The sequence below is a fragment of the Micromonospora sp. NPDC048830 genome (assembly GCF_043198215.1).
In the GTDB taxonomy this organism is placed as follows: domain Bacteria; phylum Actinomycetota; class Actinomycetes; order Mycobacteriales; family Micromonosporaceae; genus Micromonospora.
The window spans coordinates 54,272-69,333 of the sequence record NZ_JBICUP010000021.1 but is presented as its reverse complement, the minus strand read 5'-3'; the positions used below and the strand labels follow the sequence as shown (position 1 = coordinate 69,333).

Sequence of the window (15,062 nt, the reverse complement as noted above, 5' to 3'; positions counted from 1 at the left end):
CCGAGGAGGCGCTACCAGGGTGCAGGCGAAGCTGAACACGATGTTCCAGTCACTGCGTGTCCGTAACTACCGGCTTTTCGCATCCGGGCAGCTGATCAAACTGATCGGCGTCTGGATGATGTTCATCGCCCAGGACTGGCTCGTCCTTCAGCTCTCGGACGACTCCGCCACCGCGCTCGGCGTGGTCACCGCGCTTCAGTTCACCCCGGTGCTGCTGCTCACCCTGATCTCCGGGCGGCTCGCCGACCGGTACGACAAGCGCCTGCTGCTGTTCGTCGCCAACGCGTTCTGGACCGTGCTCGCGTTCGGGATGAGCCTGCTGGTGCTCACCGGGCTGGTCCAGCTCTGGCACGTGTTCGTCTTCGCCGCCCTGCTCGGCGTCGCCAACGCGGTGGAGACCCCGGTCCGGCAGGCGTTCGTCTCCGAGCTGGTCGGCACCGCCCTGCTGCCCAACGCGCTCTCGCTGAACGCGGCGGTGTTCAACTGCGCGCGGATCGTCGGTCCCGCCTTCGCCGGCCTGGCCATCGCCGCGGTGGACGTCGGCCCGGTCTTCCTGTTCTCGGCGGTCAGCTCGCTGGGCCCGCTGGCCAACGTGGTCCGGATGCGCGCGTCCGAGCTGCACCGCCTGGACCTGCCGCCGCTCGCCGAGCGGGGCTCGGCCCGGGTGGTCGACGGGCTGCGTTACGTCGCCCGCCGCCCCGACCTGCTGCTGCCCATGGCGGTGATGTCGGTGATCGGGATGAGCCTGTTCAACTTCCAGCTCACCCTCGCCGCGCTGGCCAAGACCGTGTTCCACACCGGCGCCGCGTCGTTCGGCCTGTTCAGCACCGCCCTGGCGGTCGGCGCGCTGGGCGGGGCGCTGGCCGGCACCGGGCGGCGCGCGCGGCCCTCGGTCTGGCTGGTGCTCGGCACCGCGGTCTGCTGCGCCGTCTTCGGCACTCTGGTCGGGCTCGCCCCGTCGTACTGGATGGTGGTGGCGCTGCTGCTGCCCGCCGGCTTCTTCATGGTGTTCTTCGCCCAGGCCGCCAACCAGCGGGTCCAGCTCGGTACGGACGCCGCCTTCCGGGGCCGGGTGATGGCGCTGTGGGTGCTCGTCTTCCTGGGCACCAACCCGGTCGGCGCGCCGCTGATCGGCTGGGTCGCCGAGACGTTCGGCGCCGGGGCGAGCATCTGGATGGGCGGGCTGGTCTCCCTGGCCACCGCGCTGCTGGCGCTCACCTGGCAGCTGCGCCGCGCCGGGGCCCGGCTCCGGGTGCGGATGCTCCCCATGCCCCGTTTCTACGTCGTCTCGCCGGACTGAATATCCGCGAACCGCTGGCGGTAAGGCACGACCAGGCTTAGCGTCGATACGTGGAGGTGGGCCGCGCGATGCTGCTAGCTCTGGCGATCGTTGCCGTGGCGAGCCTGCCCGTTCTGTTCGCGCTGGTCTTCTGCGCCGACGAGATCATCGACCGGGTCGCCTGCGGGTACGCCGAGTGGCGCGAGCGACGCCGGGAACGCCGGACCATCGCCCGACTGGACCGGGCCGTCGAAGCCGACGCGCTCACCCGGGACGTGGACCTCAGCGAGTTCGACCGGCCCGATCGCCGCTCCCTCCAGCAGATCGCCGCCGACCTGCGTCGCTTTGCCGGACACCGGGTCAACCAGGGCGGCCGGGCGGTCATCTGGCACCCGGCCGTCCTCGACGCGTACGACCGGCACCTGCGGGCGGCCTGCCGCTGCCTGGGGCTGGTCGAGCACCTGGGGGAGCTGGAGGGCGTCGACCGGGAGATCGAGCGGGTGCGGGTCGAGGGGCTGCTGGACGAGGCCGGGCTGACCCTGCCGGCCGCCCGCGCCCCGCGCCGCCAGCGGCACCGCTGAGCGGCGTACCCAGGTGCGGCTCTTCGTCGCGGTCTACCCGCCGCGCCCGGCGGTCGACGACCTGTCCGCGCGGCTGGCCGGGCTCCGGGTCGGCCTGGCGGCGGCGGCCGGGACCAACGTACGGCTCGCCGACCCGGCGAACGCGCACCTCACGCTCGCCTTCCTCGGAGAGGTCGAGGCCGACCGGCTGGTCGACGTGGAGAGCGCCCTCGGGCTCGCGGCCGAGACGTTCCGGGGCGGACGGGACGCCTCGCCGGTGCTGCGGCTCGGCGGCGGCGGGAGCTTCGGGCGGGGCCGGTTCACGGTGCTCTGGGTGGACGTGCGCGGCGACGTCGAGGCGCTGGCGGTGCTCGCCCGGCTGGTCCGGCTCCGCCTGCGGCGCGGGCGGCTGCCGTACGACGAGAAGCCGTTCCGGCCGCACCTGACCATCGCCCGCCCCGGTGACCGGATCGACCGGGCGGACGTCCTCGCCGACCGGGAGGCGCTGCACGAGTACGTCGGGCCGGAGTGGCCGGCCGCCGAGCTGGTGCTGGTGCGCAGCCACCAGGGGCCCCGGCCGACGTACGACCGGCTGGCCGCCTGGCCGATCTAGAGCGGCCCGGCCGAGGCTCGGGCCGCCATGCCGGCGACATCGCGGTGACCGAGTCCGCAGGACCCCGCCATGTCGCCGACACGGGCCCGGGCGGCACCTGGAGTGCGGTGCTGGGTCAGGAGGACTCGCGGGCCGCCGGGCCGCTGCCGAAGAGGACGTCGTCCCAGCTCGGCAGCCGCTTACGCGGCTTGCCGGAGGCGTCGGCCGACTCGCCACCGGTCGCCGCCGCCGCGGCGCCCGTGCGCCGGGGCCGCAGCACCGCCAGCGACGGCACGGCCGGGACCTCCTTCGGCGCGTCCGAGTCGTCGTCGAACGCCGAGCCCTGGCCGCCGCCGAGCAGGGCCGCCGCCCCGCCGGCCACCGAGCGCTGCCGGGGCGCCTCGGGCCCGGCCAGCGCGGCCGGCGTACGCGGCTCCAGGCCGCGCCCCGAGGTGCTGCCGAGCGGCCGGTCGAGCGAGGCCAGCAGCGCGTCCCGCCCCGCCCGGATCGGGTCCCGGCCCGGACGGGCGGACTCACCGGCCGCCGCGGGCAGGCCGTGGCCGCCCCGGCTCGGCTCGCCGCGCGACGGGCCGGGCAGCGCGTGGCCGCCGCGCTCCGGCGCCGGCTCCTGGCCGAGGATCGGCGTTGGGCGCTCGGCGCACAGGTACTGCGCCATGTCGTCGTGCGGCGTGACGTGCTGCCGGGTCTTGTCCAGATCCCAGATCGCCTGCGCGGTGGCCTTGCCCGACGGCCAGGTGGCGATGATCCGCCAGGTGCCGTCCTCGCGCCGGTACGCGTCCCAGGAGATCTTCTCCGTGTCGATCCCGTGCTGGGCCAGCCGGCCGTTGACCACCTCGGCCAGCGGGGTCGGCTTCTCCGCGCCCTTGAGCCGGGTGCGGCGGGCGTGCTGGGCCAGCATCGCCCGCTCCTGGAGGACCGGGCCGGCGTAGCGCAGCACCCGGTCGACCGGCACGCCCGCGATGCGGGCCACGTCCTCGGCGGACTCGCCGGCGCGGATCCGGGCCTGGATGTCCCGTGGGGACAGTGACGGCACCGGGTCGGCGGTCGGCGCCACGACGGCGAGCGGAGTCGTGCCCGGCTCGGCGTGCAGCGCACCGGCGACGCGCTCGTCGATCGGCAGGGCGAGCAGACGCCCGACCTCGTCCGTGAGCACCAGGGCCTGGCCGTCCTCGGAGAGGGCGACGAAGCGTACTGGGCGCATCAGCTTGCCTCCGTCCCGCTTCGCTGGCCGCACGCCACGAGTCAGCCACCCGGGCGTCTAGAGCACCACGGTACGCCCCTCCGTACCCAGGTGGGGGATCCGACACCCGCATGTTGTGGATGACCTGGGCGGACGGTCACAGTGGGTGGCCAGGGGCGCACCCGTGGCCACCCACCGTGACGGCGCCTAGAGCCGCTCCACCACGTAGTCGATCGACGCCGTCAGCGCCTCGACGTCGGCCGGCTCGACCGCCGGGTAGAGCGCGATCCGCAGCTGGTTGCGGCCCAGCTTCCGGTACGGCTCGGTGTCGACGATGCCGTTGGCGCGCAGCGCCTTCGCGATCGCCGAGGCGTCCACCCCGTCGGCGAAGTCGATGGTGGCGACCACGTTGGAACGCAGCCCCGGGTCGGTGACGAACGGCGTGGCGACCGACGAGCGCTCGGCCCAGCCGTACACGACGCCGGCGCTCTCGGCCGTGCGCTTGGCCGCCCAGGCCAGGCCGCCCTGGGCGTTCATCCAGTCCGTCTGCTCGGCGGCCAGGAAGATGGTGGCCAGCGCCGGGGTGTTGTACGTCTGCTCCAGCCGCGAGTTGTCGATCGCGGTGACCAGGTCGAGGAAGGCCGGGATGTAGCGACCCGACGCCTTGATGTCGGCGGCCCGCTCCAGCGCGGCCGGCGACATCAGGGCCAGCCAGAGCCCGCCGTCGGAGGCGAAGCACTTCTGCGGGGCGAAGTAGTAGACGTCGGTCTCGGCCACGTCGACCGCGAGGCCGCCGGCGGCCGAGGTGGCGTCGACCAGCAGCAGCGAGCCCGGGTCGGCGCCGGCCACCCGGTTGATCGGCACGGCCACGCCGGTCGAGGTCTCGTTCTGCGGGATGGCGTACGCGTCCACCCCGGCCTCGGCGACCAGCGCCGGGGCGCTGCCCGGCTCGGACTTGCGGACGGTCGGCTCGCCCAGGAACGGCGCCTCCTTGACGGCCTTGGCGAACTTCGCGCCGAACTCGCCGAAGCTGGCGAACTGGGCCCGGTCCCGGATCAGACCGAACGTGGCCACCTCCCAGAACGCGGTCGTGCCGCCGTTGCCGAGGACCACCTCGTAGCCCTCGGGGAGGGAGTAGAACTCGGCGATGCCCCGCCGCAGCCGGGCGACCTGGTCGCGCACGGTCTTCTGCCGGTGCGAGGTGCCCAGGTAGCTCGTCGCCACGTCCGCGAGGGCGGACACGGCCGCCGGACGGATCTTGGACGGCCCGCAGCCGAACCGCCCGTCGGCGGGCTTGATGTCGTCGGGAATCCGGATGGTCGGTGCGTCAGCCACGGTTGTCGAGATCCTTCCGCGTGGGCGAGGGCGGGCCCGGTCGGCGAGCGGGCGGGGACCCAGGGCGGACGCGTGCGCGGGGCGCACGGCGCGGCCGGGATCTCCAGCCCGGTCCGGCGACACTGCCGAACCACCATCCTTGCACCCGGCTCACCCCGACCGCGTGCCGGTCCCGTACCTGGCCGTGAGGCGTGGAACACATTCGCCGCCGACACGGGCGCGGGGCCCCACCGACGGTGGAGCCCCGCGCTTTCGTGCAGGTGAGAACGCCTCAGACGCCGTGGGGGATGGCGTCCCAGCCCTCGACCTCCTGCGGCTTGCGGGGGGCGTGGCCGACGTACCGGGCCGACGGGCGGACCAGCCGCTGGAGCTCCTTCTGCTCCAGGATGTGCGCGCTCCAGCCGCCCATCCGGGCGCAGGTGAACATCGAGGTGAACATGTGCGCCGGCACCTCGGCGAAGTCCAGCACGACGGCCGACCAGAACTCGACGTTGGTGGCGAGCACCCGGTCGGGGCGGCGGGCCTGGAGCTCGGCCAGGGCGGCCTTCTCCAGCGCCTCGGCGACCTCGAAGCGCGGCGCGCCCAGCTCCTTCGCGGTGCGCCGCAGCACCCGGGCGCGCGGGTCCTCGGCCCGGTAGACCCGGTGGCCGAAGCCCATCAGCCGCTCGCCCCGGTCGAGGACGCCCTTGACGTAGCCCTCGGCGTCGCCGCTGCGCTCGACGGCCTCGAGCATGGTGAGCACCCGGGAGGGGGCGCCGCCGTGCAGCGGGCCCGAGAGCGCGCCGATGCCGGAGGAAATGCAGGCCGCCGCGTCCGCGCCGGTCGAGGCGACGATCCGGGCGGTGAAGGTGGAGGCGTTCAGGCCGTGCTCGGCCGCCGAGATGAAGTACGCGTCCACAGCCTTGACGTGCCGGGGGTCGGGCTCGCCGCGCCAGCGCTTCATGAAGCGCTCGACGATCGTCTCCGCCTTGTCGATCTCCTTCTGCGGCACCGCCGGCAGGCCCAGGCCGCGCGCGGACTGGGCGACGAAGGACAGCGCGGTCACGGAGACCCGGGCAAGATCCTCGCGGGCCTGCTCGTCGGAGATGTCCAGCAGCTGGTCGAGCCCCCAGTACGGGGCGAGCATGGCGACCGCGGACTGCACGTCGACGCGGATGTCGCCGGAGTGCACCGGCACCGGGAAGGGCTCGGCCGGCGGCAGGCCCGGGCCGAACCGACCGTCGACCAGCAGGGCCCAGACGTTGCCGAACGAGACCTGGCCGATCAGATCCTCGATGTCGACGCCGCGATAACGCAGCGCGCCACCCTCCTTGTCCGGTTCGGCGATCTCGGTCTCGAAGGCTACGACGCCCTCCAGTCCGGGTTTGAAGTCGGCCATCGCTCTCTCCTGGCTCAGCTCGGTGCGCCCGCCTGGGACTTCGGCCCCGTCGGCCGAGCGCCTTAGGCGATCCTCAGGGACGTGTTCGTGACATCTTGCCTGGCGAGTAACCAACCGCGCGACCCACTGCGACTGTGCTGCACGCGACACCCCCGCCGGTGGACATTTGGCCGCACTCGGTGAGACTGGGGCATACGGGCTGGCCAGCGCCGGAGGCGCGTCGCAGCCCGGCGAGGGGGAGAGCTAACTGTGACGGGTGACACACCGCAGTGGGCCGGCATGCGTAACGAGTACGCGGCCGAGCTGGGCCTCTCCGAGGCGGATCTGGCCGCCGACTGGCTCACCCAGTTCGCCCGCTGGTTCGCCGACGCGGCCGCGTCCGGCCTGCCCGAGCCGAACGCGATGGTGGTCGGCACCGCCGACGCCGCGGGCCGGCCCAGCGGCCGGACGGTCCTGCTGAAGGCGTACGACCGGGAGGGCTTCGTCTTCTTCACCAACCACGGCTCCCGCAAGGGCGTCGAGGCGCTGGCCAACCCGTACGCCAGCCTGGTGTTCCCCTGGTTCCCCCTGCAGCGGCAGGTGGTGGTCGCCGGCCGGATCGAACCGATCGACCGGGCCGAGACGGAGGCGTACTTCGCGAGCCGGCCGCGCGGGTCGCAGCTCGGCGCCTGGGCCAGCACCCAGTCGCGCGTGATCCCCGACCGGGCGGCCCTGGAGGCGAGCTACCGGGCGGCCGCCGAGCGGTTCGGCGAGACCGCGCCGATCCCCACCCCGCCGCACTGGGGCGGGCTGCGGGTGCGACCGGAGACCGTGGAGTTCTGGCAGGGCCGGGCCAACCGGCTGCACGACCGGCTGCGGTTCCGCCGCACGGCGGACCCGGGTGGCACGGCCGACGACGGCCACTGGACCGTGGAGCGGCTGGCCCCGTGACCGCCGTCAAGGAGACCCGGCCGCGCGGGGCGCGCCGCTGGGCGATCGACCTGCGCCCGCTCGGCGTGCCCGCGTACCGGCGGGTGTGGCTCGGCAACGGCGTGGCCATGTTCGGCTTCCAGTTCACCGCCGTCGCCGTGCCCGTGGAGATGTACGCGCTGACCGGCGGCTCGTTCTGGGTCGGGCTGCTCGGCGTCGCCGGCTTCCTGCCCCTGCTGGTCTTCGGGCTGTGGGGCGGGGCCGTCGCCGACGTCCGGGACCGCCGGCGGGTGCTGCTCGCCGCCGGGACGCTCCTCTGGGCGTCGACCCTGGCGCTGCTGGTGCAGGCGCTGCTCCGGGTGGGCAGCCCGGCGCTGCTGCTGGTCCTGGTGGCGGTGCAGTCCACGGCCTTCGCGATCACCTCGCCCGCCCGCAACGCGATCCTGCCCCGGCTGGTCCCCACCGAGCTGCTGCCGGCGGCGAGCACGCTGAACTTCACCACCTTCACCGCGACCTCGGTGTTCGGGCCGCTGGCCGCCGGCCTGATCTTCACCTTCTGGCGTCCCGACGTGGGGCTGCCCGTGGCGTACGCGGTGGACGCGCTGCTGTTCACCGTCTCGCTCTGGGCCACCTTCCGGCTACCCGCGATGCCTCCGGAACCCGACGCGGACGGCACCGCCACGCCCCGCCGGGCGGGGCTGGCCAGCATCGTCGACGGCCTCCGCTACCTGGCCACCACGCCGGTGCTGCTGCTCTCCTTCGCCATCGACCTCATCGCGATGGTGCTGGCGATGCCCCGGGCGCTCTTCCCGGAGACGGCCGAGCAGCGGTTCGGCGGCGGTGCCGCCGTCGGCTGGCTGTACGCCGCGATCTCGATCGGCGCGATGCTCGGCGGGCTCACCTCCGGCTGGATCGGCCGCATCCGCCGGCAGGGGCTGGTGCTGATCCTCGCCGTGGTGGCTTGGGGCGTGGCCGTGGCGGCGGCCGGGCTGGCCCACCAGCTCTGGCTGGTGGTCGGGCTCCTCGCCGTGGCCGGCGCGGCCGACCTGGTCAGCGCGGTCGTCCGGCAGACGATGCTGCTGGTGTACGCGCCGGACCGGATGCGCGGCCGGCTCCAGGGTGTCAACACCGTGGTCATCGCCGGCGGGCCCCGCCTCGGGGACCTGCGCGCCGGCGCGGTGGCCGCCGGGTTCGGCGCGGGGGCCGCCTGGGTCGGCGGCGGGCTCGCCGCCGCGGTGCTGGCGGTGCTGCTGGCGGCCGTCTTCCCTGCCCTGGCCCGCTACCGGCCGGCGACCGCGTCGGGCGGGGAGCGCGGGTGAGCCGATAGGGTCCCCGGCATGGAGAACGCCGCGCCCCACCCGCCGTCAGGCGCACAGTGGACCATCGCCGCCGCCGGCCACGAGGCCGTGATCGTCGAGGTGGGCGGCGGCCTGCGGGCGTACCGGCACGACGGCGTCGACTACCTCGACGGGTACGGCGCCGACGAGCTCTGCCCCGGCGGGGCCGGGCAGGTGCTGGCCCCCTGGCCGAACCGCATCCGGGACGGGGCGTACGAGTTCGGGGGGCGCTCGTTGCAGCTCACCCTGACCGAGCCGACCCGGCACAACGCCATCCACGGCCTGGTCAACTGGGTGCGGTGGCACCTCGTCGAGCGGTCCGAGGACTTTGTCACCGTCGGGTACGACCTGCCGCCGCACCCCGGCTACCCGTGGCCGCTGCGGCTGCGCACCCGGTGGAGCGTCGGGCCGGACGGCCTGCGCGTCGAGCCGGAGGCTACCAACGTCGGCGCCGAGCCCTGCCCGTTCGGCTGGTCCGTCCACCCGTACCTGCGGCTGCCCGGGGTGGCGGTGGACGATCTCGCCCTGCGCGTGCCGGGGCGCACCCGGGTGGTGGTCGACAACCGGCTGCTGCCGATCGGGGTCGCCCCGGTCGCCGGCACCGGGTACGACTTCACCACGCCCCGGCGCATCGGCCCGGCTGTGCTCGACACGGCGTTCGGCGACGTGTTCCGTGACGACGACGGCGGCTCGTCGGTCACCCTGACCGCCCCGGACGGCTCGGCGGCCGTGCGGCTCTGGGCCGACCGGGGGTTCGGCTGGTGGCAGGTCTTCACCGGCGACACCCTCGGCGGTGAGCGGCACCGCCGATCGGTGGCCGTCGAGCCGATGACCTGCCCGCCGGACGCGTTCCGCTCCGGCCGGGACGTGATCACGCTGGAGCCCGGGCAGACCTGGCGGGGTGCCTGGGGCATCCGGCCCGGCGCCTGAGCCGGAACGGGGGAAGCGGCATGGAGTTCGCCGAGGTGGTCCGGCGCCGCCGGATGGTGCGCAACTACGACCCGGACCGCCCGGTCCCGCCGGAGGTGGTGCGGCGACTGCTCGACCACGCCGTCCGGGCCCCGTCGGCCGGGTTCGCCCAGGGCTGGGGGTTCCTGGTGCTGGAGGAGCCGGACGACCGGGAGCGGTTCTGGGCGGCGGCCACGCCGGACGGCGGCGGGCGGGACCGCTGGCTGGCCGGGATGCGCCGGGCGCCGCTGATCGTCGTCCCGCACGCGAACCGGTCGGCGTACCTGGACCGGTACGCCGAGCCGGACAAGGGCTGGACGGACCGCGCGACGGAGCGTTGGCCGGTGCCGTACTGGCACATCGACACCGGGTTCGCCGCCCTGCTCATGCTCCTCACGGCCGTCGACGAGGGGCTGGGTGCCTGCTTCTTCGGCATCCCGCCGCAGCGCACCCGGGCGTACCGGGAGGCGTTCGGGGTGCCCGAGGAGTACGAGCCGATCGGCGCGCTGACCGTGGGCTACCGGGCGTCCGACCACCGTTCCCCGTCGCTGCGGCGGGGCCGCCGCCCGGTCGACGAGGTGGTCCGCCGGGGCCGGTGGAGCTGACGCGGGCGTGGGTCGATTGCCCCGGTTCGGGCCGGCGCGGCCGGGGGTACCGGCAGTAGCGAAGCCGACATGAGGGAGTGAATTACGGTGTCGCGCGGGGCGGCTACGCTGGCACCGTCATCGGTGCCGTGCCGCGCGGCGCCGCGATCCGACCCGGCGCGGTGAGTCGGCCCGGTAAGGGGGAGGGGAGCTGCCGTCGTGATCTTCAGAGCGGTCCGGGACGGGCGTCCCTACCCGGAGCACAACCTGACGCTCAAGCAGTGGGCCGAGATTCCGCCGCGCCCGCTGCGACTGGATCAGTTGATCACCACGAAGCGCGAGTTGGCGCTGGACAAGCTCCTCGCGGAGGACTCCACGTTCTACGGGGACCTGTTCCCGCACGTGGTGCAGTGGAACGGCGGGCTGTACCTGGAGGACGGGCTGCACCGCGCGCTGCGCGCCGCCCTCCAGCAGCGCAACCAGATCCACGCCCGGGTGCTGGTGCTCTCCGGCCAGCCCGAGTGACCCGCTCCTGAACCTTCGTTAACGTGGCGGCATGACTCCTCTCGACCTGCTGGACCTGGACTCCCTCCTCGACGACGAGGAACGGCAGATCCGCGACGTGGTGCGGCAGCTCCTCGACGACCGGGTCCGCCCGCACGTCGCCGACTGGTACGAGGAGGGCCGGGTGCCGGCCCGCGAACTGGCCCGGGAGTTCGGCAAGCTCGGCCTGCTCGGCATGCACCTGACCGGGTACGGCTGTGCCGGCTCCTCCGCGGTGGCGTACGGGCTGGCCTGCCTGGAGCTGGAGGCCGCCGACTCGGGCGTCCGCTCGCTGGTCTCGGTGCAGGGCTCGCTGGCGATGTACGCCATCTGGCGCTACGGCAGCGAGGAGCAGAAGCAGCGCTGGTTGCCGGCAATGGCCGCCGGCGAGGCGATCGGCTGCTTCGGCCTGACCGAGCCCGACCACGGCTCCGACCCCGCGTCGATGGCCACCCGGGCCCGCCGGGACGGCGACGACTGGGTGCTGCACGGCGGCAAGATGTGGATCACCAACGCGCCCGTGGCCGACGTCGCGGTGATCTGGGCCCGCGCGGAGGAGGGGATACGGGGCTTCGCCGTACCGATGGACACGCCCGGGGTGTCGGTGCGCGAGATCCGGCGCAAGCTGTCGCTGCGCGCCTCCGTCACCGGCGAGATCACGCTCGACGACGTCCGGCTCCCGGCCGCGGCCCGGCTGTCCGAGGCCGCCGGGCTCAAGGCCCCGCTGAGCTGCCTGACCGAGGCCCGGCACGGCATCGTCTGGGGCGCGCTCGGCGCAGCCCGCGACTGCCTGGAGACCACCCTGGCGTACGCGGCCGCGCGCACCCAGTTCGGCCGGCCGCTGGCCGGCTTCCAGCTCACCCAGGCCAAGCTCGCCGACATGGCGGTCGAGTGGCAGAAGGGCTTCCTGCTGGCGCTGCGGCTGGGCCGGCTCGCCGACGCGGGGCGGCTGCGCCCGGAGCAGGTCAGCGTGGGCAAGCTGAACAACGTCCGGGAGGCGCTGGACATCGCCCGGCAGTGCCGCACCATCCTGGGCGCGAACGGGATCTCCGGGGAGTACCCGGTCCTGCGGCACGCCAACAACCTGGAGAGTGTGCTCACCTACGAGGGCACCTCGGAGATCCACCAGTTGGTCATCGGGCAGCGGCTCACCGGGCTGTCCGCGTTCGCCTGACCAGGGCCTGCGCGTCCGGTCGGCGGCTCGTCGCGCGAGTGTCGCACGGGGGACGTACCGTCATCGACAGGGCGACGTGTCCGATCGAGGATGGTGAGCGCAATGTCCCCTGACGGCGAATTCCACGAGCCTGCCCGGCCGCCCTCCGGGCCGGCCCGCGGGCTCCTCCTGGCGCTGGGCGCCGCCGCCCTGGCGGTGGTGGTGCTGCTCGGCGCGCAGGCCACGGGGATCTTCCCCGAGTTCCGCAACCCGTTCGCCAAGGAGCAGACCGACCGGAGCCAGCCGCCGCTGCTGAAGTCGATCCAGGACCTCAGCCGCTACGTGGCCGCCGAGGGCAACTTCCAGGTCGTCGTCGACCTGCAGAACGACCGCAACAACATCCCGGAGTTCCTGCTCAACCAGCGCACGCTCTTCGTCGGGGCGGGCAGCGTCGAGGCGTACGTCGACTTCGCCAGGATCTCCGAGGGGGCGGTGGTCGAGTCGGCCGACGGGAAGTCCGTCGAGATCAAACTGCCGGCGCCGCAGCTCGGGCAGGTCAACCTCGACATGGAGAAGAGCTACGTCTTCGCCGAGGAGCGGGGGCTGCTCAACCGGATCAACGACCTGGTCAAGGGCGACCCGAACCGGCAGCAGCAGGTGTACCGGATGGCCGAGGAACGGATCGGCGCCGCCGCCCGGGACAGCGGGCTGGGCGCCCGCGCCGAGGAGAACACCCGCAAGATGCTGGAGGGCCTGCTCCGCTCCCTCGGCTACGAGAAGGTGACCGTCACGTACACCGCGCCCTGACGCCCCGAACGCGAAGCGCCCGCCCCGGCCGTCCGGGGCGGGCGCTTCCGGTCGGGGTCAGTAGCGAGCGGCGTGCCGGTCCTCGTTGGGCATCAGCACCCAGAGCACCAGGTAGACGATCACCTGGGTGCCCGGCAGCAGCAGCGACAGCAGGAACAGCAGCCGGACCAGGTTGGCGGAGGTGTTGAACCGGCGGGCCAGGCCGACGCACACGCCGGCGAGCATGCGCCCCTCGCGGGGCCGGACCAGTTTGCGACTCATCGTCGTACTCCCACTCTGCGGCGTTCCGCCGCTTCTGCCACCAACGGTAGAAACGCCCGACCAGTCCGCCCTCCGTCCCGAGGGGGATCTGGCCGCTGCCGACCCGTAGGTGCATACCCGCTGCCCGCGTCGGTGCCGGCCCCGGGTGGGCCGCCGGACCTGGGCGCGGCGACCGGTGGGGCGGGCGGCGGGGCGGGCGGCGCGGCGACCGGTGGGGCGGGCGGCGCGGCGACCGGTGGGGCGGGCGGCGGGGGCCGGAGCTTCTACGGTGTGGACGCTGTGGAGCTGCCCCGTGCGTGCTACCGCCCCCACAGGCCCACCGCCCCCACAGGCCCACCGCCGCCTGGTTACCTTGCTCCGCGCCGTCCTGGCTGGTGGTCCCGCCGAACGGAGACCGGGCCCGGTCAGCCCCGCTGCCCCATCCATGCGGGCGGCTGCACAGGGGCGGTGGCACCGTGCCCGGCCTGTGGAGTTGCCCCATCCATGCGGGCGGCTCCACAGAGGCGGTGGCACCGTGCCCGGCCTGTGGAGCTGCCCCATCCACGCGGGCAGTTCCACAGGACGGTCGGGCGGGTGTCGGATCCTGGCGGGGGAGGGAGAATGGGCTGGTCAGGCCGGGCGGCCACGGGCCGGGGCAGGTAGGCTCGCCGGTCGGCCGCCCACATCCGGGCGGCGATGGAACGGCCGCCCCGACCGGGTGGCAATGGAACGACCGCCCCGACCGGGTGGCCGCGACCGGGCCGGGCCCGCACCCGGGGCAACGACGGCGAGGAAGTGCACATGATCAGCGTTTTCGACCTCTTCAGCGTGGGCATCGGGCCGTCCAGCTCGCACACCGTGGGCCCGATGCGGGCCGCCCGGACGTTCGTCTCCGGGCTCAAGGCCGACGGGCTGGTCTCCTCGACGACCCGGGTGCAGGCCGAGCTGTTCGGGTCCCTCGGCGCCACGGGCCACGGCCACGGCAGCGACCGCGCGGTGCTGCTCGGGCTGGAGGGGGAGGCGCCGGAGGCGGTCGACACCGACTCCGTCGAGGCCAGGGTCGCCCGGATCCGCGCCGACCGGCGGCTGAGCCTGCTCGGCACCCATGAGATCGACTTCGACCCGGACCGGGATCTGGTACTGCACCGCCGCCGCTCGCTGCCGTACCACCCGAACGGGATGACCTTCGCCGCGTACGACGACACGGGCGCGGAGCTGCGGGCGCGCACCTACTACTCCGTCGGCGGCGGGTTCGTGATCGACGAGGCGGCGGCCGGGGCGGACCGGATCAAGCCCGACACGACCCCCGTCCGGTACCCGTTCCTGACCGGCGCGGACCTGCTGACGGTGAGCACCGGCAACGGGCTGTCGATCAGCGAGGTGATGCTCGCCAACGAGCGGTCCTGGCGCAGCGAGGCCGACGTGCGGGCCGGGCTGCTGGACATCTGGCGGGTGATGCGGGAGTGCGTCGAGCGGGGCTGCGAGCGCGACGGCGTACTCCCCGGCGGGCTGAAGGTCCGGCGGCGCGCGGCGGAGCTGCGGCGCAGCCTGGAGGCGGACGGCACCGGCGACCCGCTGCGGGTGATGGACTGGGTGACGCTGTTCGCGCTGGCGGTCAACGAGGAGAACGCGGCCGGCGGCCGGGTGGTCACCGCGCCGACGAACGGCGCGGCCGGCATCATCCCGGCGGTGCTGCACTACTACACCCGGTTCGTGCCAGAGGCATCGGACGAGGGCGTCGTCCGGTTCCTGCTGGCGGCGGGCGCGATCGGCGTGCTGTTCAAGGAGAACGCCTCGATCTCCGGGGCGGAGGTGGGCTGCCAGGGCGAGGTCGGCTCGGCCTGCTCGATGGCCGCCGCCGGGCTGGCCGAGGCGCTGGGCGGCACCCCCGCGCAGGTGGAGAACGCGGCGGAGATCGGCATGGAGCACAACCTCGGCCTGACCTGCGACCCCGTCGGCGGCCTCGTGCAGATCCCCTGCATCGAGCGGAACGCCGTGGCCAGCATCAAGGCGATCACCGCCGCCCGGCTCGCGCTGCGCGGCGACGGGGTGCACGCCGTCTCGTTGGACAAGGTGATCAAGACGATGCGCGAGACGGGCGCGGACATGAAGGTCAAGTACAAGGAGACGGCGCGGGGCGGCCTGGCCGTCAACGTGATCGAGTGTTGAGTCCGGCGGATCCGGGCGGGCCCGGCT

15 protein-coding genes are annotated in these 15,062 nt (G+C 74.2%); 11 read left to right on the top strand and 4 right to left on the bottom strand.

Annotated elements, in window-relative coordinates; all coding sequences use genetic code 11:
* Positions 1–19 precede the first annotated feature (19 nt).
* From ACGFIZ_RS19120 to thpR, 3 genes are read left to right on the top strand one after another with little or no spacing between them, the layout of a single operon-like run.
* The gene (locus tag ACGFIZ_RS19120; protein WP_393420936.1) at positions 20–1,300 is read left to right on the top strand and encodes an MFS transporter; all 1,281 of its coding nucleotides are present in this window, start codon (positions 20–22) and stop codon (positions 1,298–1,300) included.
* A gap of 50 nt (positions 1,301–1,350) precedes the next feature.
* Positions 1,351–1,860 (top strand): hypothetical protein, encoded by a 510-nt coding sequence (locus tag ACGFIZ_RS19115; RefSeq protein WP_393420934.1) that lies wholly within the window; start codon positions 1,351–1,353, stop codon positions 1,858–1,860.
* A gap of 13 nt (positions 1,861–1,873) precedes the next feature.
* Positions 1,874–2,452, top strand: coding sequence for an RNA 2',3'-cyclic phosphodiesterase (thpR, locus tag ACGFIZ_RS19110; protein WP_393420932.1), 579 nt, complete (start codon positions 1,874–1,876; stop codon positions 2,450–2,452).
* 115 nt (positions 2,453–2,567) lie between these two features.
* Here the strand turns inward: thpR and sepH are convergent, their stop codons facing one another.
* The 3 genes from sepH to ACGFIZ_RS19095 form a co-directional block, all read right to left on the bottom strand.
* Positions 2,568–3,653 (bottom strand): septation protein SepH, encoded by a 1,086-nt coding sequence (gene sepH, locus ACGFIZ_RS19105; protein ID WP_393420930.1) that lies wholly within the window; start codon positions 3,651–3,653, stop codon positions 2,568–2,570.
* Between the two features lie 186 nt (positions 3,654–3,839).
* A complete protein-coding gene (serC, locus tag ACGFIZ_RS19100) occupies positions 3,840–4,967 on the bottom strand; it encodes a phosphoserine transaminase (RefSeq protein WP_393420928.1) in 1,128 nt (375 codons plus the stop codon).
* Positions 4,968–5,238: 271 nt separating this feature from the next.
* Positions 5,239–6,345: a citrate synthase 2 gene (locus ACGFIZ_RS19095; RefSeq protein WP_393420926.1), complete on the bottom strand. Its 1,107-nt coding sequence runs from the start codon at positions 6,343–6,345 to the stop codon at positions 5,239–5,241.
* A 279-nt stretch (positions 6,346–6,624) separates the two neighbouring features.
* Between ACGFIZ_RS19095 and pdxH the strand changes: the two genes are divergently transcribed.
* The 7 genes from pdxH to ACGFIZ_RS19060 all read left to right on the top strand — a co-directional run bounded on the left by pdxH (position 6,625) and on the right by ACGFIZ_RS19060 (position 12,626).
* A complete protein-coding gene (gene pdxH, locus ACGFIZ_RS19090) occupies positions 6,625–7,275 on the top strand; it encodes a pyridoxamine 5'-phosphate oxidase (protein ID WP_393421031.1) in 651 nt (216 codons plus the stop codon).
* The gene (locus tag ACGFIZ_RS19085) at positions 7,272–8,573 is read left to right on the top strand and encodes an MFS transporter (protein ID WP_393420924.1); all 1,302 of its coding nucleotides are present in this window, start codon (positions 7,272–7,274) and stop codon (positions 8,571–8,573) included. Before pdxH ends, ACGFIZ_RS19085 begins: the two co-directional genes overlap by 4 nt.
* 18 nt (positions 8,574–8,591) lie before the next feature.
* On the top strand, positions 8,592–9,521 hold the full coding sequence (locus tag ACGFIZ_RS19080) for an aldose 1-epimerase family protein (RefSeq protein ID WP_393420922.1): 930 nt from the start codon (positions 8,592–8,594) through the stop codon (positions 9,519–9,521).
* 20 nt (positions 9,522–9,541) lie between these two features.
* The gene (locus ACGFIZ_RS19075; RefSeq protein WP_393420920.1) at positions 9,542–10,144 is read left to right on the top strand and encodes a nitroreductase family protein; all 603 of its coding nucleotides are present in this window, start codon (positions 9,542–9,544) and stop codon (positions 10,142–10,144) included.
* A 198-nt stretch (positions 10,145–10,342) separates the two neighbouring features.
* The gene (locus ACGFIZ_RS19070) at positions 10,343–10,648 is read left to right on the top strand and encodes a type II toxin-antitoxin system VapB family antitoxin (RefSeq protein WP_073839113.1); all 306 of its coding nucleotides are present in this window, start codon (positions 10,343–10,345) and stop codon (positions 10,646–10,648) included.
* 31 nt (positions 10,649–10,679) lie between these two features.
* Complete coding sequence (locus tag ACGFIZ_RS19065) at positions 10,680–11,840, top strand: acyl-CoA dehydrogenase family protein (RefSeq protein ID WP_393420918.1); 1,161 nt, start codon at positions 10,680–10,682, stop codon at positions 11,838–11,840.
* 102 nt (positions 11,841–11,942) lie between these two features.
* A complete protein-coding gene (locus ACGFIZ_RS19060; protein WP_347667189.1) occupies positions 11,943–12,626 on the top strand; it encodes a DUF4230 domain-containing protein in 684 nt (227 codons plus the stop codon).
* Between the two features lie 57 nt (positions 12,627–12,683).
* On the opposite strand, the gene ACGFIZ_RS19055 is transcribed toward ACGFIZ_RS19060, so the two are convergent.
* A complete protein-coding gene (locus tag ACGFIZ_RS19055) occupies positions 12,684–12,887 on the bottom strand; it encodes a PspC domain-containing protein (RefSeq protein WP_347667190.1) in 204 nt (67 codons plus the stop codon).
* 780 nt (positions 12,888–13,667) lie between these two features.
* On the opposite strand from ACGFIZ_RS19055, the gene ACGFIZ_RS19050 reads away from it, so the two are divergent.
* Positions 13,668–15,035, top strand: coding sequence for an L-serine ammonia-lyase (locus ACGFIZ_RS19050; protein ID WP_393420915.1), 1,368 nt, complete (start codon positions 13,668–13,670; stop codon positions 15,033–15,035).
* The last annotated feature ends 27 nt before the right edge of the window (positions 15,036–15,062 follow it).

Coding starts and splice junctions, on each gene's coding strand:
- sepH (WP_393420930.1), bottom strand. CDS start 3,653: ATGCGCCCAGTACGCTTCGTCGCCCTCTCCGAGGACGGCCAGGCCCTG.
- ACGFIZ_RS19095 (WP_393420926.1), bottom strand. CDS start 6,345: ATGGCCGACTTCAAACCCGGACTGGAGGGCGTCGTAGCCTTCGAGACC.
- pdxH (WP_393421031.1), top strand. CDS start 6,625: ATGCGTAACGAGTACGCGGCCGAGCTGGGCCTCTCCGAGGCGGATCTG.
- ACGFIZ_RS19080 (WP_393420922.1), top strand. CDS start 8,592: ATGGAGAACGCCGCGCCCCACCCGCCGTCAGGCGCACAGTGGACCATC.
- ACGFIZ_RS19075 (WP_393420920.1), top strand. CDS start 9,542: ATGGAGTTCGCCGAGGTGGTCCGGCGCCGCCGGATGGTGCGCAACTAC.
- ACGFIZ_RS19065 (WP_393420918.1), top strand. CDS start 10,680: ATGACTCCTCTCGACCTGCTGGACCTGGACTCCCTCCTCGACGACGAG.
- ACGFIZ_RS19060 (WP_347667189.1), top strand. CDS start 11,943: ATGTCCCCTGACGGCGAATTCCACGAGCCTGCCCGGCCGCCCTCCGGG.
- ACGFIZ_RS19055 (WP_347667190.1), bottom strand. CDS start 12,887: ATGAGTCGCAAACTGGTCCGGCCCCGCGAGGGGCGCATGCTCGCCGGC.
- ACGFIZ_RS19050 (WP_393420915.1), top strand. CDS start 13,668: ATGATCAGCGTTTTCGACCTCTTCAGCGTGGGCATCGGGCCGTCCAGC.